At 70.7% G+C, this 23,836-nt stretch carries 27 protein-coding genes; 6 read left to right on the top strand and 21 right to left on the bottom strand.

Going from position 1 to position 23,836, the window contains the following annotated elements; translation table 11 throughout:
• Window positions 1–6 precede the first annotated feature (6 nt).
• From AAME72_RS09845 to AAME72_RS09885, 9 genes are all read right to left on the bottom strand, one after another.
• On the bottom strand, window positions 7–1,443 hold the full coding sequence (locus AAME72_RS09845; protein WP_348790062.1) for an FUSC family protein: 1,437 nt from the start codon (window positions 1,441–1,443) through the stop codon (window positions 7–9).
• Between the two features lie 64 nt (window positions 1,444–1,507).
• A complete protein-coding gene (locus AAME72_RS09850) occupies window positions 1,508–2,413 on the bottom strand; it encodes an alpha/beta hydrolase (protein ID WP_348790063.1) in 906 nt (301 codons plus the stop codon).
• Between the two features lie 64 nt (window positions 2,414–2,477).
• The gene (locus tag AAME72_RS09855) at window positions 2,478–3,374 is read right to left on the bottom strand and encodes an ROK family protein (RefSeq protein ID WP_348790064.1); all 897 of its coding nucleotides are present in this window, start codon (window positions 3,372–3,374) and stop codon (window positions 2,478–2,480) included.
• Window positions 3,371–4,120 carry a copper homeostasis protein CutC gene (locus AAME72_RS09860; RefSeq protein ID WP_348790065.1) on the bottom strand — a complete coding sequence of 250 codons (750 nt, stop codon included), beginning with the start codon at window positions 4,118–4,120 and terminating at the stop codon, window positions 3,371–3,373. Before AAME72_RS09860 ends, AAME72_RS09855 begins: the two co-directional genes overlap by 4 nt.
• Window positions 4,117–5,109: an asparaginase gene (locus AAME72_RS09865; protein WP_348790066.1), complete on the bottom strand. Its 993-nt coding sequence runs from the start codon at window positions 5,107–5,109 to the stop codon at window positions 4,117–4,119. Before AAME72_RS09865 ends, AAME72_RS09860 begins: the two co-directional genes overlap by 4 nt.
• A complete protein-coding gene (locus AAME72_RS09870) occupies window positions 5,102–6,025 on the bottom strand; it encodes an amino acid ABC transporter permease (RefSeq protein ID WP_348790067.1) in 924 nt (307 codons plus the stop codon). Before AAME72_RS09870 ends, AAME72_RS09865 begins: the two co-directional genes overlap by 8 nt.
• Window positions 6,022–6,666 (bottom strand): amino acid ABC transporter permease, encoded by a 645-nt coding sequence (locus AAME72_RS09875; RefSeq protein ID WP_348790068.1) that lies wholly within the window; start codon window positions 6,664–6,666, stop codon window positions 6,022–6,024. Before AAME72_RS09875 ends, AAME72_RS09870 begins: the two co-directional genes overlap by 4 nt.
• 69 nt (window positions 6,667–6,735) lie before the next feature.
• On the bottom strand, window positions 6,736–7,680 hold the full coding sequence (locus tag AAME72_RS09880) for a glutamate ABC transporter substrate-binding protein (RefSeq protein ID WP_348790069.1): 945 nt from the start codon (window positions 7,678–7,680) through the stop codon (window positions 6,736–6,738).
• A 64-nt stretch (window positions 7,681–7,744) separates the two neighbouring features.
• Window positions 7,745–8,497, bottom strand: coding sequence for an amino acid ABC transporter ATP-binding protein (locus tag AAME72_RS09885; RefSeq protein WP_348790070.1), 753 nt, complete (start codon window positions 8,495–8,497; stop codon window positions 7,745–7,747).
• 164 nt (window positions 8,498–8,661) lie between these two features.
• Here AAME72_RS09885 and AAME72_RS09890 point away from each other — a divergent pair, with 164 nt between their 5' ends.
• The 4 genes from AAME72_RS09890 (at window position 8,662) to AAME72_RS09905 (ending at window position 13,026) form a co-directional block, all read left to right on the top strand.
• Complete coding sequence (locus AAME72_RS09890) at window positions 8,662–9,861, top strand: ROK family transcriptional regulator (RefSeq protein WP_348790071.1); 1,200 nt, start codon at window positions 8,662–8,664, stop codon at window positions 9,859–9,861.
• Complete coding sequence (locus AAME72_RS09895) at window positions 9,858–10,805, top strand: Gfo/Idh/MocA family oxidoreductase (RefSeq protein ID WP_348790072.1); 948 nt, start codon at window positions 9,858–9,860, stop codon at window positions 10,803–10,805. Before AAME72_RS09890 ends, AAME72_RS09895 begins: the two co-directional genes overlap by 4 nt.
• The gene (locus AAME72_RS09900; protein ID WP_348790073.1) at window positions 10,802–12,499 is read left to right on the top strand and encodes an alpha-glucosidase; all 1,698 of its coding nucleotides are present in this window, start codon (window positions 10,802–10,804) and stop codon (window positions 12,497–12,499) included. Before AAME72_RS09895 ends, AAME72_RS09900 begins: the two co-directional genes overlap by 4 nt.
• 74 nt (window positions 12,500–12,573) lie before the next feature.
• Entirely contained in the window at window positions 12,574–13,026 is a 453-nt protein-coding gene (locus AAME72_RS09905; protein WP_348790074.1) for an SRPBCC family protein, read from the top strand.
• On the opposite strand, the gene AAME72_RS09910 is transcribed toward AAME72_RS09905, so the two are convergent.
• The 5 genes from AAME72_RS09910 to upp all read right to left on the bottom strand — a co-directional run bounded on the left by AAME72_RS09910 (window position 13,014) and on the right by upp (window position 18,585).
• Window positions 13,014–13,598 carry a TetR/AcrR family transcriptional regulator gene (locus AAME72_RS09910; RefSeq protein ID WP_348790075.1) on the bottom strand — a complete coding sequence of 195 codons (585 nt, stop codon included), beginning with the start codon at window positions 13,596–13,598 and terminating at the stop codon, window positions 13,014–13,016. The genes AAME72_RS09905 and AAME72_RS09910 overlap by 13 nt on opposite strands.
• A gap of 68 nt (window positions 13,599–13,666) precedes the next feature.
• Window positions 13,667–15,979 (bottom strand): transglycosylase domain-containing protein, encoded by a 2,313-nt coding sequence (locus tag AAME72_RS09915; RefSeq protein WP_348790076.1) that lies wholly within the window; start codon window positions 15,977–15,979, stop codon window positions 13,667–13,669.
• Window positions 15,980–16,045: 66 nt separating this feature from the next.
• Window positions 16,046–16,513, bottom strand: coding sequence for a MarR family winged helix-turn-helix transcriptional regulator (locus AAME72_RS09920; RefSeq protein ID WP_348790077.1), 468 nt, complete (start codon window positions 16,511–16,513; stop codon window positions 16,046–16,048).
• A gap of 315 nt (window positions 16,514–16,828) precedes the next feature.
• Window positions 16,829–17,569 (bottom strand): winged helix-turn-helix domain-containing protein, encoded by a 741-nt coding sequence (locus tag AAME72_RS09925; protein ID WP_348790078.1) that lies wholly within the window; start codon window positions 17,567–17,569, stop codon window positions 16,829–16,831.
• 383 nt (window positions 17,570–17,952) lie between these two features.
• Entirely contained in the window at window positions 17,953–18,585 is a 633-nt protein-coding gene (gene upp / locus AAME72_RS09930; RefSeq protein WP_348790079.1) for a uracil phosphoribosyltransferase, read from the bottom strand.
• Between the two features lie 39 nt (window positions 18,586–18,624).
• Between upp and tadA the strand changes: the two genes are divergently transcribed.
• Entirely contained in the window at window positions 18,625–19,092 is a 468-nt protein-coding gene (gene tadA / locus AAME72_RS09935) for a tRNA adenosine(34) deaminase TadA (RefSeq protein ID WP_348790080.1), read from the top strand.
• A gap of 10 nt (window positions 19,093–19,102) precedes the next feature.
• Here tadA and AAME72_RS09940 read toward each other — a convergent pair whose 3' ends face one another.
• Together AAME72_RS09940 and AAME72_RS09945 are read right to left on the bottom strand one after the other, a co-directional pair.
• Window positions 19,103–19,807 (bottom strand): gamma-glutamyl-gamma-aminobutyrate hydrolase family protein, encoded by a 705-nt coding sequence (locus tag AAME72_RS09940; RefSeq protein ID WP_348790081.1) that lies wholly within the window; start codon window positions 19,805–19,807, stop codon window positions 19,103–19,105.
• A complete protein-coding gene (locus AAME72_RS09945; protein ID WP_348790082.1) occupies window positions 19,804–20,766 on the bottom strand; it encodes a cation diffusion facilitator family transporter in 963 nt (320 codons plus the stop codon). Before AAME72_RS09945 ends, AAME72_RS09940 begins: the two co-directional genes overlap by 4 nt.
• 23 nt (window positions 20,767–20,789) lie before the next feature.
• Between AAME72_RS09945 and proC the strand changes: the two genes are divergently transcribed.
• The gene (gene proC, locus AAME72_RS09950; RefSeq protein WP_348790083.1) at window positions 20,790–21,638 is read left to right on the top strand and encodes a pyrroline-5-carboxylate reductase; all 849 of its coding nucleotides are present in this window, start codon (window positions 20,790–20,792) and stop codon (window positions 21,636–21,638) included.
• Between the two features lie 51 nt (window positions 21,639–21,689).
• Here proC and AAME72_RS09955 read toward each other — a convergent pair whose 3' ends face one another.
• The 5 genes from AAME72_RS09955 to AAME72_RS09975 form a co-directional block, all read right to left on the bottom strand.
• Complete coding sequence (locus tag AAME72_RS09955; protein ID WP_348790084.1) at window positions 21,690–22,604, bottom strand: hypothetical protein; 915 nt, start codon at window positions 22,602–22,604, stop codon at window positions 21,690–21,692.
• Window positions 22,605–22,750: 146 nt separating this feature from the next.
• Window positions 22,751–23,053 (bottom strand): Dabb family protein, encoded by a 303-nt coding sequence (locus AAME72_RS09960; protein ID WP_348790085.1) that lies wholly within the window; start codon window positions 23,051–23,053, stop codon window positions 22,751–22,753.
• The gene (locus AAME72_RS09965) at window positions 23,050–23,316 is read right to left on the bottom strand and encodes a glutaredoxin family protein (RefSeq protein WP_348790086.1); all 267 of its coding nucleotides are present in this window, start codon (window positions 23,314–23,316) and stop codon (window positions 23,050–23,052) included. The genes AAME72_RS09960 and AAME72_RS09965 overlap by 4 nt, the downstream gene beginning before the upstream one ends.
• 80 nt (window positions 23,317–23,396) lie before the next feature.
• Window positions 23,397–23,495 carry an AURKAIP1/COX24 domain-containing protein gene (locus AAME72_RS09970; RefSeq protein ID WP_003792170.1) on the bottom strand — a complete coding sequence of 33 codons (99 nt, stop codon included), beginning with the start codon at window positions 23,493–23,495 and terminating at the stop codon, window positions 23,397–23,399.
• 70 nt (window positions 23,496–23,565) lie between these two features.
• Window positions 23,566–23,775 (bottom strand): helix-turn-helix domain-containing protein, encoded by a 210-nt coding sequence (locus AAME72_RS09975; protein ID WP_314147583.1) that lies wholly within the window; start codon window positions 23,773–23,775, stop codon window positions 23,566–23,568.
• Window positions 23,776–23,836: the final 61 nt, after the last annotated feature.

Here is a 23,836-nt window from a genome sequence, read left to right on the forward strand (position 1 = left end):
TCCAGGCTATCGGGCCGAGTCGGGACCGAGCATCGTGGCGAGAGCGAGGAGAGAGGTGCGCACCCGCTCCAGGTCGACCGGCGCGGCGAGAGCACGGCGTGCGTCGCCTACAGCCGCGCGCAGCTGCGGTGGCGTCGGGCCGGCGGCGATCCGGGCGCGCACGATGGCGGGGAGGGCGGCGGCCGCTGTGATGCAGTCGATCGGCTGTGCGCGGTGTCCGCCGAGCATCCGCCGTGCGCGGTGTGCCGGCGCCAGCTCCTCGACGCGATCGACCGCAGCGTGGAAGGCGTCGAGGCGCGCGGCTCGCTCGGCCGGTTCGGCCGGCGAGAACACGGCGCCGAGCGTGATCAGCATGTCCGAGAGCCGCTTGCGCAGCACATCCGTCGATCTCACGGGCAGCACCAGCCAGGCCGCCGCGACCCCGAGCACACCGCCCACGACGATAGCCGCGACCCGCTCGATCAGCATCCCCGCCTCCCCGGCGAACGGAGCGGTGCCGAACAGTTCCTGAAGCAGCGACACGACAAGCGTGACCGCGAACGACCAATAGGCGTAGCTGACGGCGCGGAGCCAGCCGCCGACGAAAAGGGCGGCGAAGATCACGGCCACGGCGGGGAGGCCTGAGATCCGGGGCACGGCCAGTGCGAGCAGCACCGCTGCGAGCGAGCCCGCCACGGCCCCGACGACGCGCAGCGCGCTTCTGTGGAGGACGTCGCCCCGGCCGCGGTTGCCGGCGTTCACGATGAACGCCGTCAGCACCACCCACATCGCGTGCTCGGGGAACAGCCCCCAGCCGACGACGAACGCCGCGGCGAGGGCGACGGCCATCTGCACGGCCATGCGTGTGCTCGCGGGGAGTCGGCGTGGAGCGCGGGAAGTGGCCGGGGCGGGAGCGGCAGCGGGGGAGGGTGTCGCGCGGGACGGCGGGGACGTTCCGGGCTCGGCGGTGGATCCTCGCAGCCGCGCCAGCGCTAGCACCTCCCGCGCCAGCGCCACCCACAGCACCGCGACCACCCCCGCGATGAGCGCCAACATCCCTCCGAGCCACCACGGCATCCCCGATACGGGCACGACCAGCATCGCAGTCAGCGGCAGCGCCGCCAGCGCACCGAGGTGCGCGATGCGTTGGCCGAAGCGGCGCATCCAGATCGGCACGCTCATCCCGCCGATGAACACGAGCGCGCCGACGATCGGCACGGTCACGAGGAGCCAGCCGACCACCGCTGCGGCCACACTGGTGAGCGGCAGCACCAACGCCGCCCGAGCGAACTCCGCGCGGCCAGCGAAGTCACGGCGGCCGACGCTGAGGGCCACCACAGTGGCCAGCACCGCGGGGGATCCTCCCGCGCCGAACGCCTGCGCGACGTACCAGGTGGTTGCGCATGCTCCAGCGGCCGCCGCCGTCATCACAAGGGCGACGATCGGGCTGCCGAGGTGCTTCACGCACCCATCCTGGCACCGGATGGGAGGGGGCCGTTCCGGGTGCGTGAACGGCGAGCGGAGATCGTCAGCCGACCGCGGCCATCCACTGTTCGGTCTGCTCGCGTGCCGTCCGGGCGAGCGCGGTGCCGTGGCCGACGAAACCGTGCGGGGCGACGGGATACACCCGGAGTTCGAGCTCGACGCCGGCGACGGCCAGCCGGCCGGCCATCGCAAGGTTGTCCTCGAGCACCACGTCGTTCTCGCCGATGACGATGAGGATGGGCGGCAGGCCGTGCAGGTCCGCGAACAGCGGGGACACGTCGGGCGCCGACCGGTCCGTCGCCGGGCCCAGGTACGCCTCCAGGAAGTACTCGTCGGCGATCCTGCTGCCCCACGGCGTCCGCGCGCTGAGGTCCCAGGTGCCGGCCTCGAGCACGCCGCCGCGGTACGCGCGGACGCCGCGGTCGCGCAGCCGAAGCAGCGTCGTCATGGCGAGCGTCGCGCCGGACGAGTGGCCGCCGACCGAGAGGCGCGACGTCCCGAACCGCTCGGCGGCGTGCTCCGCCAGCCAGAGCGCCGCCGTCTCGCAGTCGTCGGGAGCCGCCGGCCAGGGATGCTCGGGTGCCAGCCGGTAGTCGACGCTCACGACGGCGAAGCCCAGCCGGTCGGCGAGGTCGCGATTGCGCACATCGTTGCGCGCCGCCGAGTCCATGTAGAAGCCGCCGCCGTGGATGTCGAGGTGGACCCCGCGCGCGCGTCCGCCCGCCGGGGTGAAGATCCGCACCGGGACGCTCCTGCCGCCCGCCGCGACGACCTCGACGGCCGGTGGCGGATCGGACGGCGTCGTCGCGGCGCGCAGCGCACGCACGTCACGCAGTTCCGCCTCGCTCGCCGGGCCGCGGCCGGATGGACGCTTCGCGTAGAACGCGCGCGCCTCCCGCACCGTCTCCTCGTCGACCTCCACCAGCAGCTGCTCCCGCGTGAAGCGCACGTCGTCCCCCTCCGATCCGTCCCCGGCTCGGACAGGCTACAGAACGCCGCCGACGGCGCGGCCGCTACCGCGCCGCGCCGAACGCCAGCAGTCCGGCGCCGGTGCGCCCGGCGTCACCGCCGAGCCCGCTGCGCACGATCTGCGGGCGCTCGCGCCAGGCGAGGCCGGCCGACACCGCCTTCTCGAGCGGGGGGAACAGTGCGTCGCCGGCGTGAGAGACGCCGCCGCCGAGCACGATCACGCGCGGGTCGAGCAGAAGCGTGAGGATGGTCAGGCCCTGGGCCAGCACCTCCACCGCCTCGCCCCAGACGCGGTCGGCGAGCGGGTCGCTGCCGAGCCGCTCGACGATGCGCCGCGTGCTGAGCGCGTCGCCGCCCGCCGCACGGTAGCGGCGCGCGACGCCCGCTCCCGACATGTATACCTCGAGGCAGCCACGCTGACCGCACGTGCACGGCTCGCCGCCGGGGACCACCGGGATGTGGCCGAACTCGCCGGCGGCGCCGGTCGCCCCGGTGATGGTGCCGCCCGCGGTGACGAGCGCGGCGGCGACACCCGTGCCGATCGGCACGAGCACGAAGTCGTCGGAGCCGCGTGCGGCGCCGAGCGTGCGCTCCGCGAGTCCGGCCGCACGGACGTCGTGGCCGACCGCGACCGGCAGCCGCAGCTCCCTGCGCAGGATGTCGAGCAGCGGCACGTCCCGCCAGTCGAGGTTGGACGCGTAGTGCACGATGCCGTTCTGCTCGTCGAGCATGCCCGGGGTCGCGACACCCGCGCCGACCACGTCGCCGTCGGCGTGCTCGCGCAGCTCCCGCAGCAGCTCGATGAGCGCGCCGAGGATGTCGGCCGACGGGGTGGGACGGGTGAGCTCGGTGCGAACGGCGCCGCCTTGCGCGACCACCGCCCCCTTCATCGCGGTGCCGCCGAGGTCGACGGCGAGCACCAGCGGTGCGTCGGCGCTCACGCGGCGGCCTCCCGCACGGCGCCGACGACGGCCTCGACCATGGAGGACGAGGTCGTCTCCCGCGTCCCGGGATCGTACGCACTCGTGCGCGCCGCGGCGCTCGGCACCGTCTGCGCGGCGCGGAGGTGCACCTCGGTCACCCCGGTCCGGCGCACCAGCTCTGCGACGTTCGCCGGGCGGACGCCGCCGCCGGCGAGCACCGCGATCCGGCCGTCGGACTGTGCCACCAGCCGGACGAGCGCGTCCTCTCCGTCGATCACGTTCGGAGCGCCGCCCGAGGTGAGCACCCGCGCGACGCCGAGACCGATGAGGGTCTCCAGGGCGGCCGCCAGGTCCGGGGTCTGATCGAACGCCTTGTGGAAGGTGACCGGCGCATCCCCGCACGCGTCGACGAGCGCGCGCGTCGCGTCCAGGTCCACCGTGCCGTCCGGGTTCAGGGCGCCGACCACGAAGGCGAGCGGCACACCGGAGGGATTCGGCAGGCCGCGGATGGCGCGGATGTCCCCGACCATCGCATCCAGCTCGTCCGCGTCGAACACGAAGTCGCCGCCGCGCTGACGCACCAGCACGTTGACGCCCATCGTCGTCACGGCGCCCAGAGCAGCGGCGACGGTCCCGATGGAGGGGGTGATGCCGCCCTCGGAGAGCGCGGCACAGAGCTCGATGCGGTCGGCGCCCGCGGCTTCGGCCGTGCGCACGCCCGCGAGGTCCTCCAGGCAGATCTCGACGGCGATGCGCCCCGTCACGCGAGGCGCTCCAGCGCGTCCGCCAGGTCGGCGCCGACCTCGATGCGGCCCACCGGCACTCCGCCGCCCAGCACGGGCAGCTCGACGAGGGCGGCGGCTCCGCCGATGTCGGTGCCGAGCGCCTCCAGCACGCGGAGCGCGAGCAGCGTCGTCGCCCGGGGGCTCCCGTCGATGATCTTCATCGCGACGGCCGTGCCGTCCGCGGCCGCGACGCCGATGACGCCCTCGGCCCCGCCTTTGGCGAGCGCGCCCGGCACCGTCTCCATGAGCGTCGAGTTCTGGTGGCCGCTGCCGCCGACGTAGAAGGGATGCGCTCGCATCGCGTCGGCGACGGCGCGCTCCGGCGTGCCCTCTGCCGCGGTGACGAGCCGGCCGAACGCGCGGGCGACGCCGCGCACGGTGGTGCCGAAGAGCGGGGCGCCGCAGCCGTCGATGGCGTCGTGGCCGACGGGGACACCGGTGACCGCGGCCATCGTCTCGCGCACATGCTGCTGGAGGGGATGCGCGGGGTCGAGGTAGCCCTCGGTCGGCCAGCCGTTCGCGGCGGCGGCGAGGAGCATGGCGGCGTGCTTGCCCGAGCAGTTCATCCGGACCCGGGCGCGCGGCTCGCCGGCGCGGATCATCCGCTCGAAGGTGCCCTCGTCCTCCGGCCGGTCGACCGGGCAGCCGAGGGCGTCGTCGTCGACGCCTGCGCGGGCGAGCAGCTCGCGCACGATGCGCACGTGCTCGTCCTCGCCGGTGTGGCTGCCCGCCGCGATGGCGAGCTCGGGCCCGGCCAACTCGGCGCCGGCGGTGAGGCAGGCCAGCGCCTGCAGCGGCTTCACGGTGCTGCGGGGCAGCACCACCGCGTCCGGATCGCCGAGCTCCAGGAGGGCGCTGCCGTCCGGGGCGAGGGCGATGAGGCTGCCGAAGTGGCGGCTCTCGATCAGCCCGGAGCGGCGGACGGCGGCGAGCTCGGCGAGGGGACGGACGGCGGTGGTGCTAGACATGGGACTCTTCCTGGTGCGGGGTCGCCGGCAGCGCGGGGAGCACCGGCTGCGCGGAGGGGCGGCGTCGCGGCCCGCGCTGGAGACGCGAGGCGAGCGCCGAGAGGCTGCCGTTGACGACGAGGTAGATGACGGTCACGGCGACGTAGGTGGGGATGAGCAGGTGCAGATAGGACGCGAGCACCTGGCCGCGGTACAGCAGCTCGGTGAAGGCGACGATGTAGCCGAGCGACGTGTCCTTCAGGAGGCTGACCAGCTGCGTGACGAGCGACGGCGTCACGTTGCGGAAGGCCTGCGGAAGCACAACGTGGCGCATCGCCTGGACCGGACGCATCCCGAGGCTGAGCGCGGCCTCGCGCTGGCCGCGCGGCAGGCTGAGGATGCCGGCCCGGACGATCTCGGCGAAGACGGCGGAGTTCGCGATCGTCAGGGGGACGACGAGCTTCCAGAGCGTCGGCAGGTTGATCCCGAGCTGGGGGAGCCCGAAGAGCATCAGGTAGATCATCAGCAGCACCGGGATGGTGCGCGCGATCTCGATGTAGAGCCCGGACAGCCAGCGCAGTGCGCGGACGTTGCTGATGCGGCCGAGCGCGAGCACCACGCCGAGCAGGCCACCGAGCACGGCGACGATCGCCGCCGCCTCCAGCGTTCCCAGCAGGCCGACGAGCAGGTACTGCCAGATCGGCCACTCGGTGAACGGCGCCCATCGGGCCGCGTCGAGCTGGCCGTGAGAACCGAACTGCCAGAGGCCGTAGCCGACGATCGCGACGATGGCGACGATGCTGACGATCGAACCCAGCAGGATGCGGCGCCGGCCGACCGGGCCGGGCTCGTCGTACATGAACGCGGCGGCATACACACGACGGGGGCGCTTCCGGCGCACGGGGGCGGGCCGGTCGGGGATGAGCTGTGCGGTCATCGGGCGATCGCCACCTTCCGCTCGACCCAGCCGGCGGCCAGGCCGATCGCCAGCGCGATGGCCATGTAGATCAGGCCCGCGCTCGAGAAGATCAGGATGGGCTGGGCGGCGACGAGGTTGATCTTGTTGACCTCCGCGGTGAGTTCGACGACACCGACCGCCGCGGCGAGGGCGGTGTTCATCGCGAGCGCGATCATCACGTTGCCGATGGGCTGGACGACCGCACGGAGCGCCTGCGGCACGACGACGTACCGGAGGGACTGGCCGAGGGTGAAGCCGAGCGCGCGGGATGCCTCAACCTGCCCGACAGGGATGGTGTTGACGCCGGAGCGGACAGCCTCTGCGACGTAGGCCGCCTCGTACACGGTGAGCACGATGATCGCGGTGGGCGTGAGCGGCAGCAGCAGCCCGGCGTCCGGCAGCGCGAACACCGCGAGCAGCAGCAGCGCCAGCAGCGGGACGTTGATGAAGAACTGCACGTACAGGAAGGCCGCGGCGCGCAGCACCGGGATCGGGCTGACGCGCGCGATCGTGACCAGCACGCCGAGCACGATCGAGCCGATGCCGGCCACGACGGCCATCAGCAGCGTCGTGCCGAGGGCCTGCAACAGCGGCCCGAGGTTGTCGATCAGGGGGTTCATCGCTCGCTCACTCGTGAGGAAGAAGGAGGGGAGGGCGGGGCCGCGCGAGCGACCCCGCCCCGGAGTGGGTCAGGAACCCGGGACCGAGCCGATCTCCGGCGGGGTCGGGATGGCGGAGTCGGTCACGGTGCCGAGCGTGGTCTTCCACGCCTTGCCCCACTGGCCGTCCTTCTGGATGGTCTTCAGCCAGTCGTTGACGAACGACTTGAAGTCGTCGTCGCCGTGCTTCAGGCCGATGCCGTAGGGCTCCTTGGTGAACGGCTGGCCGACCACCTTGATCTGCTTCTCGCTGGCGGCGTCGCTGGCGAGGAGGGTGTAGTCCTGCACGTACGCGTCGCCGCGGCCCTGGATGAGCGCCTGGACGGCGGCCGGGTCGGTGCCGAACGCGGTGAGCTTCGCCGTCGGCGCGATCTTCGGCACCTCGGTGACGGCCGGCGTGTTGGCACCGACGATCACGTTCTTGCCGTCGAGGTCCTTCTCGCTCTTGATGTCCTTGTTGTCGCTCTTGACGGCGACGGCGAGGCCGGACTCGAAGTACGGGCCGGCGAACGCGACCTGCTTGGCGCGCTCCTCGGTGATCGTGTACGTGTTGAAGACCACGTCGACGGTGCCGTTCTGGAGCATCGCCTCGCGCGTCTCGGACGCCGGCGGGACGATCTCGACGTTCGGCTTGCCCAGGATGTAGATCGCGAGCAGCTTGGCGAGGTCGGCGTCGAAGCCGCTGACCGTGTTCGGGTCGGTCGGGTCCTGCTGCGAGAGCAGCGGGGCGTCGAGCGCCTCGGCGACGATCAGCTTGCCGCGCTTCTTGATCTTCTCCATGGTCGAGCCGGAGAGGATGAGGTCGGCCTTGGCGACGGGGGCGTCGGCGAACACGCTGTCGCTGGATGCGGTGGAGCTGGCGTCATTGCCGGGCAGTGCCGTGGTGCCGGAGGAGCAGGCGGTGACGGCGAGCGCCACGGCCGCGAACAGGGCGCCGGTGAAGGCGGCCCTCCTGCGGGTCGTGCTGCGGGTCATGGTGTTCCCTTTCTGATTCGGACGGGGTTCGGTGCTGTGTGGAACGGTGGAGCGACGGCCTTCGTCAGTGCGAGAGCACCGAGGCCAGGAACGACCGCGCCCGCTCGGTGCGGGGCGAGTCGAAGAATTCGGCGGGCGTCGCCTGCTCGACGATCTGTCCGCGGTCCATGAAGACCACCCGGTCGGCGGCGCGGCGGGCGAAGCCCATCTCGTGGGTGACCACGATCATGGTCATGCCGTCGCGCGCGAGCGACGTCATCACGTCGAGCACCTCGCCGACCATCTCCGGGTCGAGCGCGCTGGTCGGCTCGTCGAAGAGCATCACCTTGGGCTGCATCGCGAGTGCGCGCGCGATCGCGGCGCGCTGCTGCTGACCGCCGGAGAGCTGAGCGGGGTGGCTCCCCGCCTTGTCGGCGATGCCCACCCGGTCGAGCAGCTCCATGGCCTGGCGCTCGGCCTCGGCCTTCTTCAGCTTGCGCACCTTGACCGGGGCGAGGGCCACGTTGTCCAGGACGGTGCGGTGGGCGAAGAGGTTGAACGACTGGAAGACCATCCCGACCTCGGCCCGCAGCCGGGCGAGCGAGGCGCCCTCCTGGGGCAGCAGTTCGCCGTCGACGCGGATCTCGCCGCCGTCGATCGTCTCAAGCCGGTTGATCGAGCGGCACAGCGTCGACTTGCCGGAGCCGGACGGGCCGACCACGACGACGACCTCGCGGGGCGCGACGTCAAGGTCGATCGACTTCAGGACGTGCAGCTCGCCGAAGTGCTTGTCGACGGCGCGCAGGCTGACCATGGGCCGTGCGTTCGGTGCTTCCATCGGGTTCCTCGCATCATCGTCGGTCAGGATGCGATGAGCGTACTAAGTAAGTCCTGTTCGTGCAATTTCGAATTTGCTTAGTTCGATATCGAAGAAAGTCGTTACAGTATCCTCATCGAAGACGAGCGCGCCGCGAGCGCGTCACACGAGGGGATGCGCCGAAGATGAGCAGCACGCACACCGTGGCGCCGGGCAACGCCCAGGCCACGCCCGGCGGCATCCTCCACCTCGTCCGCTCGGGCCGCGCGAGCTCCCGCGCCGACATCGCCCGGCACACCGGACTCTCGCCCTCGACCGTCACCCAGCGCGTCGACGCCCTGCTCGGCGCCGGTTTCCTGCGCGAGGCGGGGGAGGGCGTCTCGCACGGCGGCCGGCGTCCCCGGGCGCTGGAGGTGGACCCGAGTTCCGGCGTCGTCGTCGCCACCGATCTCGGCTCGCACCACGCCACCTTCGGCCTGTTCGACCTCTCCGGCCGCCTCCTCGCCTCCCGCACCGAGGAGACCGACATCGGCTCCGGTCCGGACGCGGTCCTGCGCTGGATCGCGGCGACGGCCGAGGAGCTGCGCGCGGCGAACGCGGCGCCCGGCCAGGAGCTGCGCGGCTTCGGCATCGGCCTGCCCGGACCCGTCGACTCGACGAACGGCCGCATGGTGTCGCCGTCGCGGATGCCCGGCTGGAACGGCGTGGACGTCGCCGCCGAGCTCCGCGCGATCACCGGCTTGACCGTCGCGGCCGACAACGACGCCAACCTGATGGCGCTCGGCGAGCACGACGCTCTCGGCGACCGCGGCGGCGACGCCGACGGCGGCCAGCTGGTCTTCGTCAAGGCCGGCTCGAGCATCGGCTGCGGCGTCATCGCGTTCGGCGGCGTGTACCGCGGCCATCACGGCATGGCCGGCGACATCAGCCACGTGACGGTTCCCGGCGCTCCCGACGTGCTGTGCTCGTGCGGCCGCGTCGGCTGCCTGGACGCGGTGGCCGGTGGCGCCGCGATCGTCCAGGCGCTGCGGCGGGACGGCGTGGAGGTCGCCGACACCAGGGACGTTCTCGCCCTCGCGAGGGACGCCCATCCACTCGCCACCCAGATGCTGCGGGAGGCGGGGCTGCGCACCGGTGGCGTCCTTGCGACCATCATGAACTTCTTCAACCCGCAGCGGCTCGTCCTCGGCGGCATCCTCGGCGAGGCGGAGGCGTTCGTGGCCGGCGTCCGCTCCGCCATCTACTCCGATTGCCTGCCGATGATCACCGATCAGCTGGACATCGCCGTCAGCGTGGCGAAGCAGGACGCGGGCATCCGCGGCGCGGCCCGCCTCGTCCTCGACGCCCTCTTCGACCCCGCCCGGGTCGACAGCGCGGTGCGGTGAGCACGCCGAGCACCGCGCGGTCGCACGCGGTCGCCGTCGTCGGCGCGGGCAGGATGGGCGCGGCGCACGCGGCGGCGTGGGCCGCGTGCGACGTCCCGGTGCGCTGGGTCGTCTCGCCGCGTCGCCGGCCCGAGCTCGCGGCCGCGCCCGACGCGGCCTGGGCGACGACGCTCGACGAGGCGCTCGCCGATCCCGCCGTCACCATCGTCTCCGTCTGCACCCCGACCCCGACCCACGCCGACCTCGCCACGGACGCGCTCGCCGCCGGGCGGAACGTGCTGCTCGAGAAGCCGATCGCGCTCACGCTGGAGGATGCGGAACGCGTCGCCTCCGCCGCGGCCTCCGCCACCGGGATCCTGATGGTCGCCCATGTCGTCCGGTTCACGCCGGGCTACGCGGCGCTCGCCGACCGGGTCGCCGCTGGCTCCGTCGGGCGGCCGCGTGCTGTGCGCGCCGCGCGCCTCTCCGCGGCGCCGGCCGGGTCGGCGTGGCTCGCCGACGAGGAGCGCTCGGGCGGCATGGTGGTCGACTTCGCCATCCACGACGTCGACCAGGCGAACCTGCTCCTCGGCACGCCTGTGGCCGTCACCGCGACGGCAGCGCCCGGAGCCGGTGGCGGCTTCGGCGCGCCCGCCGCCATCACCGTCGAGTACGGGGGCGGCGGCGTCGCCCAGCTGTTCGCCGTCTCCGATCTGCCGGACGGCACCCGCTTCCGTACATCGCTGGAGGTGGTGGGCGAGTCCGGCGTGGATGCGATGGCCGACCTGCCCGGCGATCCGTTCGAGGCCCAGGCCCGCTATCTCCTCGCGTGCATCGCAGACGGGACGCCGCCGCTGCGCGCGCCCGTCGGCTCCGCCGTCGAGGCCCTGCGCGTGTGCCTCGCCGCGGCCGAGTCCCTCCGCACCGGCCGCCGCATCCCCCTCGCGGGTATGGTTGGCCCGTGAGTGAGAATTGGTGGCAATCCGCGGTCGTCTATCAGGTGTACCCGCGCAGTTTCGCGGACAGCGACGGTGACGGCATCGGCGACCTGCGCGGCATCATCGGGCACCTCGACTATCTGGCCGAGCTCGGTGTCGACGTCGTCTGGCTGTCTCCCATCTACGCGTCCCCGCACGACGACAACGGCTACGACATCAGCGACTACCAGCGCATCGACCCGCTGTTCGGCACGCTCGACGACTTCGACGAGCTGCTGGCCGGGATGCACGAGCGCGGCATCAAGCTCGTCATGGATCTGGTGGTCAACCACACCTCCGACGAGCACCCCTGGTTCGTCGAGTCGGCGTCCTCGCTCGACAACCCCAAGCGCGACTGGTACTGGTGGCGTCCCCCGCGCGACGGCCGCGAGCCCGGCGAGCACGGCGCCGAGCCGAACAACTGGGGATCCTTCTTCTCCGGCCCGGCCTGGCAGCTGGACCCCCAGACCGGCGAGTACTACCTGCACCTGTTCTCGCGCAAGCAGCCCGACCTCAGCTGGGAGAACCCGGAGGTCCGCGACGCGGTCTACGAGATGATGAACTGGTGGCTGGACCGCGGCGTCGACGGCTTCCGGATGGACGTCATCAACTTCATCTCCAAGGTGCCGGGGCTTCCCGACGGCGAGGTGCCGGAGGGCGGCCTGTACGGCCAGGGCTACCCGTTCTTCGGCCAGGGTCCGCGCATCCACGAGTTCCTGCACGAGATGCACGAGCGCGTCTTCGCCGACCGCGAGGACCGCTACCTCACCGTCGGCGAGATGCCCGGTGTCTCGGTCGACCAGGCACGACTCTTCACCGACCCCGCCAGCGCCGAGCTCGACATGGTCTTCCAGTTCGAGCACGTCGACCTCGACCACGGCCCCGGCGGCAAGTGGGACTACCGCCCGGCGAGCGTCCTTGACCTCAAGCGCAACCTCGCCAAGTGGCAGGAGGGGCTGCTCGAGGCCGGTTGGAACAGCCTCTACTGGAACAACCACGACCAGCCGCGGGTCGTCAGCCGCTTCGGCGACGACGGCGAGCACCGGGTGGCCTCGGCGAAGGCGCTCGGCACTGTCCTCCACCTCATGCGCGGCACACCGTACGTCTACCAGGGCGAGGAGCTGGGGATGACGAACGTGCCGTTCGACTCCATCGACGACTTCCGCGACATCGAGACCCTGAACCACTACGCGGAGGCCGTCGACATCCTCGGCCACGACCCTCAGGAGGTGCTGACAGCGCTGCGCCGGACCAGCAGGGACAACGCGCGCACCCCGATGCAGTGGACGGCGGGGCCCGCGGCCGGTTTCACGACCGGGACACCGTGGATCGAGGCGAACCCCAACCACATCGAGATCAACGCCGGGGCGGAGACGGCCGACCCCGACTCGGTCTTCGCCCACTACCGGCGCCTCATCGCACTGCGGCACGAGTCGGACGCGATCGCGGACGGCGACTTCGCGCTCGTGCTCGCCGATCACCCGCAGCTGTTCGCGTACACGCGCTCGACCGAGGACGAGTCCCTGCTCGTGCTCGCGAACCTGACCGGCGAGGACGCGGTGTTCGACACCGCCGAGCTTCCCGGCTGGGAGGGCGCGGCGGTCCTGCTCGGAGACGTCACCGAGCGCAGCGCCCACGGCACGCTCGGCCCCTGGGAGACGCTCGTCCTGCGCAAGGCCTGAGCACACCCGCATTCACCCCTTGCCCGACCGGGCGCCTCGGGTGTGGGATGGGCGCACATCCGAAAGGTGTGGGCATGGGCAGCTTTGTGGCGAGAGCCGAGGTGGAGGTGAAGGCCCCCCGCCGCGCCGTGTGGCGGCTGCTGACCACCAGCGGTTCGCATCCCGAGATCCTCGCCGGCGCCGAGATCGTCTCGGACTGGCGGCTGGGCTCCCGGATCGTGTGGCGCGGCGAGTGGGAGGGCCGGTCGTTCGAGGACCACGGCCGTGTGGTCGAGCTGGACGACCGGTCGGAGCCGTGGCGCATCGTGCTCACGCACTTCAGCCCGATGACGGGTCAGCCCGACGTGCCGGAGAACTACCACACCCTGCGGTTCGAGCTGGACGAGACCCCGACCGGCACCCTGGTCACCCTGGACCAGGACAACAACCCGACCGCCGAGGCCGCCCAGCACTCGAGCGACAACTGGGATGCGATGCTCCGCGGGGTGCGCACGGTCGCGGAGCGCGAGGCCGGCTACTCCGCGTAGACCTCGCGGAAGAACGCGTTCAGGAACAGGTCGAAGGCCTGCACGGTCGCCGTGCGGTCACCGGAGAGCAGGTAGCCGAAGTGGAGGCCTGCCGCCGTGTCCACCATCCAGTGCGCGAGCACGCCGGCGCGACGCGTCTCGACGCCCTGCTGCTTGATCCAGGCCTTCACCGTGCCGCGCCACTCGGTGAAGGACGTGGTGACGCGCTTGCCGATGTCGGGGTCGACCGGTTCGAGCGCGCCGGCCTCGAACTGGAGCCGCAGCCCGGTGCGGTTCGCGTCCTTGAGCGAGGTGCGGAAGGCCGCCTTGTACCAGTCGGCGAACTGGTCGCGGTCGAACGCGGAGAAGTCGACGCCCTCCTGGGCGGAGGTCTGCTGCCTGACCCCCTCCTCCAGGATCGCGTCGATCATCTCCTGACGCGACCCGAAGTGGTAGACGAAGGAGTAGGTGCTCACGCCAAGCGCGCTGGCGAGGCTACGGAACGTCATCCGCGAGAGCGGCTCGGTGGCGACGTGATCCATGATCCGTGCGAGCAGCTCCGGCTTGCGGTTGGGGTCAGGTGTGCGTCCCATGGCATAACGATAGACGAGATATCACGCGCCATACCTGCGGAAATCGGCAGGAAAGCGGCTGCCGGGGATCAGGGCTTCTTGGGCGGGTTCGGACCCTGGTTCCCGCCGGGACCGCCGCCCTGGTTGCCGCCGTTCCCGCCGCCCTGATTGCCGCCGGGGCCAGGCTGCGTCGGCGCCTTCGTGGTCGGCTGCTTGGGCGGCGGCGGCGTGTACACGTACTTGGATGGCGGAGCCGGGAAGTCGCTGCCGCCGTAGAGGTGGTTCAGCGCCGTCTGGATCTGTCGCACGATGGAGAACTTGACGTTACCGCCGCCGATGCCCTGGAATTCCTGGCTGCGCAGCGGGACCGCGCCCTCCACGTTGCCGACCCAGGTCGCCTGAGCGACCTTGGTGGTGGAGGTGACCAGCCAGTTCTGCAGCGAGTCGTCCGTCGTGCCGGTCTTGCCGAAGATCGGAACGCCGTCGCCCGGGTTCGCGGACGTGGCCGTCCCGCCTCCGCGCAGCACGCCCTGCAGCGCGTAGATCGCCGCCGCGGCGACGCCGGGATCGATCGGCGTCTTGGAGCACACCGACTTCGGGACCGCGTGCGCGGCGCCGTCGCTGCCGACGATCTTGTCGATCGCGATCGGGCTGCACGCGACGCCCTTGTTCGCGATGCCGGCGTACGCGGTGGCCATCGTCAGCGGTGCGATGTAGTTCGTGCCGAGCACGGACGACGGGTTCGCCATGTACGGGTTCGCGGCCTCGTCCGCTCCGTGCACGAGCAGGTCCTGGGCGCGCTGCTTGATGCCGCACAGGTCCAGCTGCGTCGCCATCTTCGCGAAGATCGTGTTGATGGAGGCCGCCGTAGCGTTCATGACCGTCGTCGCGGTCACCGACTCGCCCTCATCGTTGGAGACCGGCCATGGAGCGCCACCGATGTCATTGCACGGATCGCTGGAATGGAAGGAGCTCTGCGGGAAGAGGTGCTGCGTCCCGCTCACCGTCGTGTACAGCGAATGGCCCTCGTTCAGCCACTCGAGCAGGTCGAACGCCTTGTATGACGAGCCGGTCTGGAAGCCCTCCGACCCGCCGTAGTTGTAGTCCGTGTTGTAGTTCACCGCTGTCGTGCCCGCCGCGGGCGCGGCGGTGTTGTCGTACGGGCGGTTCTGCACCATCGTGACGACACGTCCCGTGCCGACCTCCACCGAGGTGTTCGAGGAGCCGAGGTCGAGGTTGGGGCTGGTCGGCGGGATGTAGGCGGAGACGGCCTGCTGTGCGGACTGCTGAAGGTCAAGGTTCAGGGTGGTGTAGATCTTGAGCCCGCCGCGGGTGAGGAAGCTCGCGCGGTCGTCGGTCGTCTTGCCGAAGATCGGGTCCTGCTCGATCACGCGCTCGACGTAGTCGCAGAAGAACGCGGCGTTGTACTTCTGGGCCGTCATGCAGCCGTTCTGCACCGGGCTGATCTTCGGCTCGACCTTGGTCTTGATCGCCGCGTCGTGCTGCTCCTGGGTGATCTTGCCGTTCGCGAGCATCCGGTTCAGCACGTAGTTGCGCCGGTCGAGGGTCTCCTTGTAGCCGTTCGCCGCCCCGTTGGTCTTGTCCGCCGGGCGGTCGATGCGCAGGTTGTCCGGGTTGTTCAGGATGGCGATCAGGGTCGCCGCCTGCTGCAGGTTCACATCCTTGGCGGGGACGCCGAAGTAGTACTCGGCGGCCGACTGCACGCCATAGGTGCGACCGCCGAAGAGGGCGATGTTCAGGTAGCTCTGCAGGATGTCGTTCTTCGAGTACTCCTTCTCGAGCCCGATGGCGTACCGCATCTCCTTGAGCTTGCGCGCCGGGTCCACCTCGGTGGCGTCGTTGTAGCAGCTCTGGTACGCGGTGTACTGCTTCTTCTGCACCGCGGCGGTCGCCGTCGGGTCCGGCTGCTTGCTCTCACACCGCTGCACGAGGATGTTCTTGACGTACTGCTGCGTGATCGACGATCCGCCCTGCACCGACTTGTGCAGCGCGGTGAGCACGGCGCCGCGGATCGTTCCGGTCACGTCGACACCGCCGTGCTCGTAGAAGCGCGGGTCCTCCGTCGCGACGGCGGCGTCCTTGAGGTTCTGCGAGATCGCGTCCCAGCCCACCTCGACGCGGTTCTGCGAGTAGAACGACGCGATCGCCACCGGCTTGCCGTTCGAGGTGGCGTACATCGTGGAGGCCTGTGCGAGCGGCTCCACCTTGATGTACTCCGGCAGCCCGTCGAACACGCTGATCGTCGAGTCGGCGGCGGATCCCGTGAGGGCGACGGCGGGTGTCACCGCCGCGGCGGCGAGCACACCCGCCAGACCACTGAGCGCCACGAACCCCAGCAGCGCGGGGGCCCACTTCCATCTCCTGCGTCGCTCCGGTGTCATGCGCGCCATGATACGCGGCGCGCATGAGGGCGTTCCTGGGACGGCGCGGCGTTGTGGAGAACTTGTTCAGGAAGGGTCACGGAGCTTGTCGCAGAGTGCGGCGAGCGTCTCGAGCTCCGCCTGGTCGAGTCGCGTGCCGACCCGATCGGTGATCGTCTTCATGTGCTCGACGGCCACGCGGCGGAACATGTCGAAGCCGGTGTCGGTGAGCCGGATGACCGTGCCACGGGCGTCCGAGGGCTCGGGGCACTTCGCGACGAGACCGCGCGCGACGAGGCGGTCCACGAGCCGGCTGACGCTCGGCTGGGTGAGCAGCACGTGCTTGTTGAGGTCGCGCAGGCGCAGGGAGCGGTCGGGCTGGCGGGAGAGGTTGAAGAGCACGTCGTACTCGTTGAACGAGATGTCGCGGGTGGGGAACTCGGCGGCGAGCGTTCGCATCACGGCGACCTGCGCGCGGAACAGCGACTCCCAGGCGGAGACGGCGGTCGTCCTGGCACGTCTGGCGGGTCCGGCCGTTGCCGTGTTCGTGCTCATGACGTCTCCCCTTCCGACGCAGGATGCGAATGAATGCATTCGCATCCTCTCATCATCCGGCGACAACGCCATCCGTGCCAGCACGGGCACTCGCGCTTAACAGATTGAGGGCCGGCCGCAGAGGCTAGCGGCCGGCCCTCTCCCTTGCACCAAGAGTGTCCTGCAATCACATTCCGCGGTGGCTGCCACAGCAAACAACCACTGCCCTTGAACTATATAACGAAGAGGTAACGGGGACTAGTTACCAAGTCGTTATTTTTTCTGCCAATTTCCTATGGACCGGTTATCGGGGCGCCGAAGGCTCCGGACGACCGCTCAGAACAGGTCGGGAGAGGGCGCGCTGGCGTGACGGATCGACACGTCCGCGTGGCGGTCGAAGCGGTAGCCGACGCCGCGGACCGTGCGCACGATGTCCTCGTAACGGCCGAGCTTGGCGCGGAGCCGGCGCACGTGCACGTCGATGGTGCGCTCGTTGGGGACCTCGTCCTCATCGGCACCCGCCCACAGCGAGGTGATCAGCTCCGCGCGCTCGATCGTCCGGCCCTCGCGCAGCACGAGGTACTGCAGCAGCTCGAACTCCTTGTAGGTCAGCGCGACCGTCTGGTTGTCCAGCACGAGGCGCTTGCGGGAGATGTCGACGACGACGCCGGAGGCGGCGCGGTCCTCGTCCTCGTCGACGGTTGCGACGTGGCGGTGCTTGGCGATGGCGGCAGGGTCCTGCAGGGCGAGGCGCACGACGTCCACGTCGCGGCCACCTGCGCCGGCCGGGGCGAGTGCGACGGCGGCGTAGGTCTCGGCGGAGGGCGCGAGCTCGGCGGTCAGCTGCTTCAGCGCCTCCACGATGCGGCCGAGGTCCGTGCCGTCAGCGGCGGCCTTGGCCTCGTCGATGCCGACGTAGAGGACGAAGCCGCGGGCCTCGGTGCCCTCCGGGACGGCGCGGATGCGCGGGGCGGAGGGCGCCGGTGCGGCAGGAGCGGGCGCCGCCGCTGCGGTCACGGGAGCGGGGCGGACGGCGATGGCGGGGGCGAAAGTCGAGTCGACAGTGGCGAGAGACATGGGAGGGAAGTCCTTCGTGATGATGATGTGCCGGATCCCGGTACGGCGACGATCCGCGGATGGAGCGGATGTGCGGGGATTCGCGGTGCGTATGGTCGGTCCCGTCAGGAACGGGTACCTGTGCGCGGGGGCGTTCGTGTGGCGCTCCCGGGGAGCTGGGCCCGGCGTCGACGCAGTTGGCGTCGGAGGGCGGTCGCTCGGCGAAGGGTCGTCAGATCAGCGACACATTCGGCAACACATGACCGAGTCGCGGCCGGCCATCATCATGCCGGCATTCCCAAGGGCCTCGAAGGAGGTCAGGGGACGCGAGTTGTCAGTCATGCACTGTAGTAAAACGTCCCATGACTCGCCGTGTCAAATCGTTACGGCGTGTTACGGCGCTGCTAGACGAGTCCGTAGAGCCGGTCGCCGGCGTCGCCGAGGCCGGGGACGATGTAGCCGTTCTCGTTGAGGCGCTCGTCGAGCGCGCCGAGGACGATGGTCACGTCGCGGCCCTCCGTCGCCTTCTCCAGGGCCTCGAGGCCCTCGGGCGCGGCGAGGATGCAGATGGCCGTGACGTCGACGGCGTTGCGCTTGAAGAGGAAGTCGATGGCCGCGCCGAGCGAGCCTCCGGTGGCCAGCATCGGGTCGAGCACGAAGCACTGGCGGTCGGAGAGGTCCATCGGCAGGCGCTCGGCGTAGGTGGTCGGCTCGAGGGTCTCCTCGTTGCGGGCCATGCCGAGGAACCCGACCTCGGCGGTCGGCATCAGGCGCACCATGCCCTCCAGCATCCCGAGACCGGCGCGCAGGATCGGCACGACGAGCGGGCGCGGTTCGCTGAGGGTCACGCCCATGGTGGTGGTGACCGGCGTCTCGATCTGGACGGGCTCGACCCGGACGGCGCGGGTCGCCTCGTAGGCGAGCAGCGTCACCAGCTCCTCGGTCAGCGCCCGGAAGGTCGGCGAGGGCGTCTCCTTGTTGCGGAGCACGGAGAGCTTGTGGGTGATGAGGGGGTGGTCAGCTACGTGCACTCGCATAGGCTCAAGGCTAGCCGAACATCCCGTGAGGAGCCCTGCGTGACCCTGGCCGTCCCCGACGCCTACGAAGCCTGGATGCGCCGCGCCGTCGCGGACGCACGGCTGGCGTTCGGGACAGGCGACGTCCCGGTCGCCGCCCTGGTGCTGGATGAGTCGGGCGAGGTGATCGGGACCGGCAGGAACGAGCGCGAGCTGCACAACGACCCGACGGCCCACGCCGAGGTCCTCGCGCTGCGGGCAGCGGCCGCATCCCGAGACGACTGGCACCTGGAGGGCTGCACGCTCGTGGTGACGCTCGAGCCGTGCGTGATGTGCGCGGGCGCGGTGCTGGCCGCGCGCGTCCCGACCGTCGTCTTCGGGGCGTGGGACGAGAAGGCGGGCGCGGCGGGCTCGGTCTACGACGTGCTGCGCGACCGCAGGCTCAACCATCAGGTCGCGGTCTACCCGGGGGTGCTCGCCGAGGAGTGCGCCGAACTGCTGCTCGACTTCTTCCGCGCCAAACGCTAGCGGTGGAGCGCTAGCGGGGGAGCGACTCCAGCCACTCCGAGAAGGCGGCGCGGGACGCCTCCTGCATCCCGGCGGAGTAGATTTCGCGGTCGCGGCGCAGGGCGTCCGGGTCGATCGCCTGCTCGTCCAGCTCGTTGTATCCGTCGCTCACCCAGGTCTCGTGCATCTCGTCCGTGACCTCGGGATGGAACTGCACTGCCAGCGCGAAGTCCCCGATCGCGAACGCCTCGTTCGAGTAGTCGGACGACGACGCGAGCAACGTCGCACGCTCCGGCAGCTCGAACGTGTCGCCGTGCCACTCGACCACCGGCACGCCGGCGAAGTGCCGAATGGGGGAGTCGGCGCCCGCATCCGTCGGCTCGATCCGCCGGAAGCCGATCTGCGTGGTGTCGCCCTTGTAGACGCGCTCGCCGAGTGCGCCCGCCATCAGCTGCGCTCCGAGACACACGCCGAGGGTCGGGAGTTCCGCATCCAGCCGGGCGCGGAGCAGGTCCTGCTCGGCGGCGAGGAACGGGAACTCGTCCGTCTGGTAGGCGCCCATCTCCCCGCCGAGCACGACGACGAGGTCTGCCTCGCGCGGGTCGATGGCGGCGATGTCCTCCGGCGTGCCGACCTGGACGACGCGGAGCTCGTAGCCGTGCTCCTGAAGGGTGGGGCCGATGTTGCCGAGGTGGATGCTGGGGTCGTGCTGCAGGACGAGAGCGGTGCGGGTCAATCGATGCCCTTCAGGATGATGGTGTCGGTGGCGGGGTGCCGCTCGTTCGGGTCGATCCACACGTCCGGCTCGATGTAGATGACGCGCGCGGCGGGGACGGCGGCGCGGATGCGGCGCTCCACGTTGTCGATCGCGATCGCGACGTCGGCCAGCCGGTGCTCGCCGGCGACCGCCAGCTTCGCGCCGACCATCATCTCGTCCGGGCCCAGGTAGAGCGTCTTCATGTGGATGATGCGCTCGACGTCGTCCCCATCGAGGATCGCGGCCTCGATCGCGGCGAGGTCGGCGTCGGACGCGCCCTCGCCCACCAGTAGGCTCTTGGTCTCGATGCCGAGGACGATCGCGACGAGGATGAGCAGCGTCCCGATCAGCAGCGTGCCGACCGCGTCGAAGACCCCGTTGCCGGTGATGATCGTGAGCCCAACGCCGAACAGCGCGAACACCAGACCGGTGAGCGCGGCGACGTCCTCCAGCAGCACGACGGGGAGCTCGGGCGCCTTTGCGCGGCGGATGAACTGCGGCCACGTCATCCCGAGCTTGTGCGGGCGCGACTCGTGCACGGCGGTGCGCAGCGAGAACGACTCGAGGCCGATCGCGATCGCCAGGACCGCGAGCGGGAGCCACCAGTTCTCGAGCGGGTGCGGGTGGGCGAGCTTCTCGAAGCCCTCGTAGACCGAGAACACGCCGCCGACCGAGAACAGGATGATCGAGACGACGAACGCGTAGACGTAGCGTTCCCGGCCATACCCGAACGGGTGCTCCTTGTCCGCCGCACGCTTCGCTCGCCTCCCGCCCAGCATGAGCAGCAGCTGGTTGCCGGAGTCGGCGAGCGAGTGGACGCCCTCTGCGAGCATCGAGGACGAGCCGGAGAAGGCCCAGGCGATGAACTTGGTCAGCGCGATTCCGAGGTTGGCCGCGAAGGCCGCGACGATCGCCTTGGTGCCACCTGATGCGCTCATGGACCTCATCCTAGGATGGGCGCATGACCGAGACCCAGAATGTCACGCTGCCTGCCGTCGCCATGCTGGGGGCGGGTTCGATGGGCAGGGCGATCCTCTCCGGGCTGACCGCGCCCGGGGTGAGCGTGGCGGGCGGCATCCGGGTGACGAATCGCTCGGAGGCGCGCGCGGCCGAGCTGGCCGGGATCGAGGGTGTCACCGCGTACGCGACGGAGAGCACGCCGGAGGCGAACCGGCTCGCGGTCGACGGCGCCCAGCTGGTGATCGTCGCGGTCAAGCCGGCGATGGTCCCGGACCTGCTTCGCGAGATCGCGCCGTCGCTGACGCCGGGCGCCATCGTGGTGAGCGTGGCCGCCGGTGTCACGGTCGCGACGTTCGAGTCGCTGCTCCCGGAGTCGGTCGCGGTGGTCCGGTCGATGCCGAACACTCCCGCCGTCATCGGCAGGGCCGTGACGGGGATCAGTCCCGGCACGCGCTCGGAGCCGGACGACGTCGCTCTCGTGCGGGCGCTGTTCGAGACCGTCGGCGAGGTGGTCGAGGTGCCGGAGTCCCAGCTCGACGCACTGTCCACCATCTCGGGCTCCGGCCCCGCATACGTGTTCTTCCTGGTGGAGGCGCTCGCCGCCGCCGCGCTCGAGAAGGGCTTCACTCCCGAGCAGGCGCGCGTGCTGGTGAACGGCACGTTCCGCGGCGCGTCCGAGCTGCTGGTCTCCTCCGGAGAGGACCCGGCGGAGCTCCGCCGCAGGGTGACCAGCCCCAAGGGCACCACCGAGCGCGCCATCGAGGTCCTGGCCTCCGCCGACCTCCCCGCCCTCTTCACGCGCGCCACCGACGCTGCCCTCGCCCGCGCCCGCGAACTCGCCGCCGGCTGACCGCCGCGCCCGCCCGCTGAGCACAGGAAAAGTGCTCCCGAATCGCCGATTTCACGACGTTTTCCCTGTGCTCGCGAGCAAACGGCGGAGGCGGATCAGGAGGAATGCGGGGGAGACGAGGTCTGCGGCGGTCGTGTAGATCACGGACCATCCGCGCGCCGTCAGCCGCTCTCGCCTGAGGATGTCGTCCCGGTAGACGCTCCGCTCGGTGCGATGGTGGTCCCCGAGGTACTCGAGGGCGACGGAGCGGTCCGGATACGCGAAGTCCACCATCGCCACCAGTGCGCCATGGTCGTCCACGATTCGATGGTTGAGCGCCGGTTCCGGAAGGTGCGCATCGGCGAGCAGCAGTCTCAGCCGTGTCTCCTGCGGCGAGAGCGAGCCGTAGCGGGTCCGCTCCTTCGCCGCGCGCAGCGACCGGACTCCCCGCATCCGCCCGCGCCGCGCGATCGCCTGGTCGAGTTCCACGAGCGAGGAAGGGGGTGCCGCGCCGGAGTACGGCTCGTCGCCCGTGATGAGCCAATCGGCCGCGATGACCAGCTCCTCGATGCTCAGTGCCGTCGACAGCTGAGCCCAGGTGTCCGCGGGACCGAGCACCGGGAGCCCCCGGAGGTTCACGAGCTGTTGTCCCGTCCACGTGATTTCGTGCGAGCGGACCCCGCGGAGCTGAGGTGCGCGATCGGGCGCGAACACACCGAGCTCAAGATCTGAACCGGGATCGGCGAGACGGCGAGGGAGAGGGATTCCGAGCAGCGCCGCGGCAGTCGCGTGCGCGAAGAACTGTCCGGCAGCCATTCGTGGGCGAAGCGCGCGCGCCCGGGCTTCGATGTCCGTGCCGTCGAATCGTCCGTCGACCCGCACACCGTGGAACGGGCGCGCGAATCGCGTGTGGCGCAGGCGCCCGGTGCTCATTCCTGCTGCGCGCGCGGCGGCGAAAGTGAATGCGTGACCACGTTCATCCGACATCGCGCCATCCTGCCGCAGCCCTCGCGACTTCGCTCGCATTCTCCACAGCCGCTCGCGAGAACAGGAAAAGTGTCGCGAATCCGCCGAAATCGGAGCACTTTTCCTGTGCTCGGCGGCCGGGCTGGCGAGGGAGGCGGGGGAGCGGGCTAGGCGGGGAAGTCGACGGCGGAGCGGGCGGCGACCACGGTGCGGATGTAGGCCGCGACCTCCTGGTGGGCGGGGGCCTCGACGTAGCGCTGGAGGGCGTCGGCGTCGGCGAACTCGCTGATCAGGACGACATCGTAGTTGTCGCCGGGCAGCAACGCGTTGATGCCGACCTCGAGGGCGAGGATCTCCGGGATGGACGCCGGCAGCGCCTCCAGCCCGGCTTTGATGCGGGCGGCCTGCTCGGCGCGCTCCGTCTCGTCCGTCGTGGCGAGCTTCCAGGTGACGACGTGGCGGATAGTCATCGGTCCTCCAGGATGGCGGTGCGCAGGCGGGCCGGGTCGACGCGCCAGTAGGTGTGCATGCGGCCGTCCACGAGGATCACCGGGATGTCGTCGACGTACTGCTCGTGCAGCGCCGGCTCCTCGAGGATGTTGCGCTCCACGACCTCCACGGCCGGAGCGCCGTCGGGGAGCGCCTCGAGCACCCCGCGGACGGCTTCGCGCGCATCGTCGCAGAGATGGCAGCCGGGCTTGCCGATCAGGGTGAGCGTGACGGTGGTTGGCACGTCGTCCAGCCTAACCGAGCGCGTTAAAGCATGAAGCGCCGGACCGTTCGGACCGACGCTCGAGCCGCAGACTCTGGGGTCTACTTCTTGTTGCGACGCTGGTGACGCGTCTTGCGGAGAAGCTTGCGGTGCTTCTTCTTCGCCATACGCTTGCGACGCTTCTTGATAACCGAACCCACGTAGACCTCACAAAAGTTAGGGGGCATGCCGCGGGATGCGCGGCGACACAAGCAGCCAGTCTACCCGACGTCACGCCGTGTCGGCGACGCCGTTCTCAAGCACCTGTGTTACTGCCCACTCCGGAACACGGAAGGAGCGGCCGAAACGGATGGCCGGCAGCTCGCCGGAGTGCACGAGCCGGTAGACCGTCATGCGGGAGACGCGCATCATGTCGGCCACCTCTGCGACCGTCAGGAAGCGCACATCGCGCAACGATCCGGAACCAGCGTCGTGAGCCATCCATGCCCCCTTCTGCCCGCCATCGTACTCGGGTCGGGACGACGGGACGCTAGGGAACTCT

It is taken from the genome of Leifsonia sp. NPDC080035, from assembly GCF_040050925.1.
Lineage (GTDB): Bacteria > Actinomycetota > Actinomycetes > Actinomycetales > Microbacteriaceae > Leifsonia.

Bases quoted from the DNA above. Each gene is read 5' to 3' on its own strand.
- upp (WP_348790079.1), bottom strand. From the start codon at position 18,585: ATGCGAGTGCACGTAGCTGACCACCCCCTCATCACCCACAAGCTCTCC.
- AAME72_RS09915 (WP_348790076.1), bottom strand. From the start codon at position 15,979: ATGACACCGGAGCGACGCAGGAGATGGAAGTGGGCCCCCGCGCTGCTG.
- AAME72_RS09870 (WP_348790067.1), bottom strand. From the start codon at position 6,025: ATGACCGCACAGCTCATCCCCGACCGGCCCGCCCCCGTGCGCCGGAAG.
- AAME72_RS09865 (WP_348790066.1), bottom strand. From the start codon at position 5,109: ATGTCTAGCACCACCGCCGTCCGTCCCCTCGCCGAGCTCGCCGCCGTC.
- proC (WP_348790083.1), top strand. From the start codon at position 20,790: ATGACCGAGACCCAGAATGTCACGCTGCCTGCCGTCGCCATGCTGGGG.
- AAME72_RS09925 (WP_348790078.1), bottom strand. From the start codon at position 17,569: ATGTCTCTCGCCACTGTCGACTCGACTTTCGCCCCCGCCATCGCCGTC.
- AAME72_RS09975 (WP_314147583.1), bottom strand. From the start codon at position 23,775: ATGGCTCACGACGCTGGTTCCGGATCGTTGCGCGATGTGCGCTTCCTG.
- AAME72_RS09905 (WP_348790074.1), top strand. From the start codon at position 12,574: ATGGGCAGCTTTGTGGCGAGAGCCGAGGTGGAGGTGAAGGCCCCCCGC.
- AAME72_RS09875 (WP_348790068.1), bottom strand. From the start codon at position 6,666: ATGAACCCCCTGATCGACAACCTCGGGCCGCTGTTGCAGGCCCTCGGC.
- AAME72_RS09880 (WP_348790069.1), bottom strand. From the start codon at position 7,680: ATGACCCGCAGCACGACCCGCAGGAGGGCCGCCTTCACCGGCGCCCTG.
- AAME72_RS09920 (WP_348790077.1), bottom strand. From the start codon at position 16,513: ATGAGCACGAACACGGCAACGGCCGGACCCGCCAGACGTGCCAGGACG.
- AAME72_RS09955 (WP_348790084.1), bottom strand. From the start codon at position 22,604: ATGTCGGATGAACGTGGTCACGCATTCACTTTCGCCGCCGCGCGCGCA.
- AAME72_RS09890 (WP_348790071.1), top strand. From the start codon at position 8,662: ATGAGCAGCACGCACACCGTGGCGCCGGGCAACGCCCAGGCCACGCCC.
- AAME72_RS09960 (WP_348790085.1), bottom strand. From the start codon at position 23,053: ATGACTATCCGCCACGTCGTCACCTGGAAGCTCGCCACGACGGACGAG.
- AAME72_RS09910 (WP_348790075.1), bottom strand. From the start codon at position 13,598: ATGGGACGCACACCTGACCCCAACCGCAAGCCGGAGCTGCTCGCACGG.
- AAME72_RS09885 (WP_348790070.1), bottom strand. From the start codon at position 8,497: ATGGAAGCACCGAACGCACGGCCCATGGTCAGCCTGCGCGCCGTCGAC.
- AAME72_RS09945 (WP_348790082.1), bottom strand. From the start codon at position 20,766: ATGAGCGCATCAGGTGGCACCAAGGCGATCGTCGCGGCCTTCGCGGCC.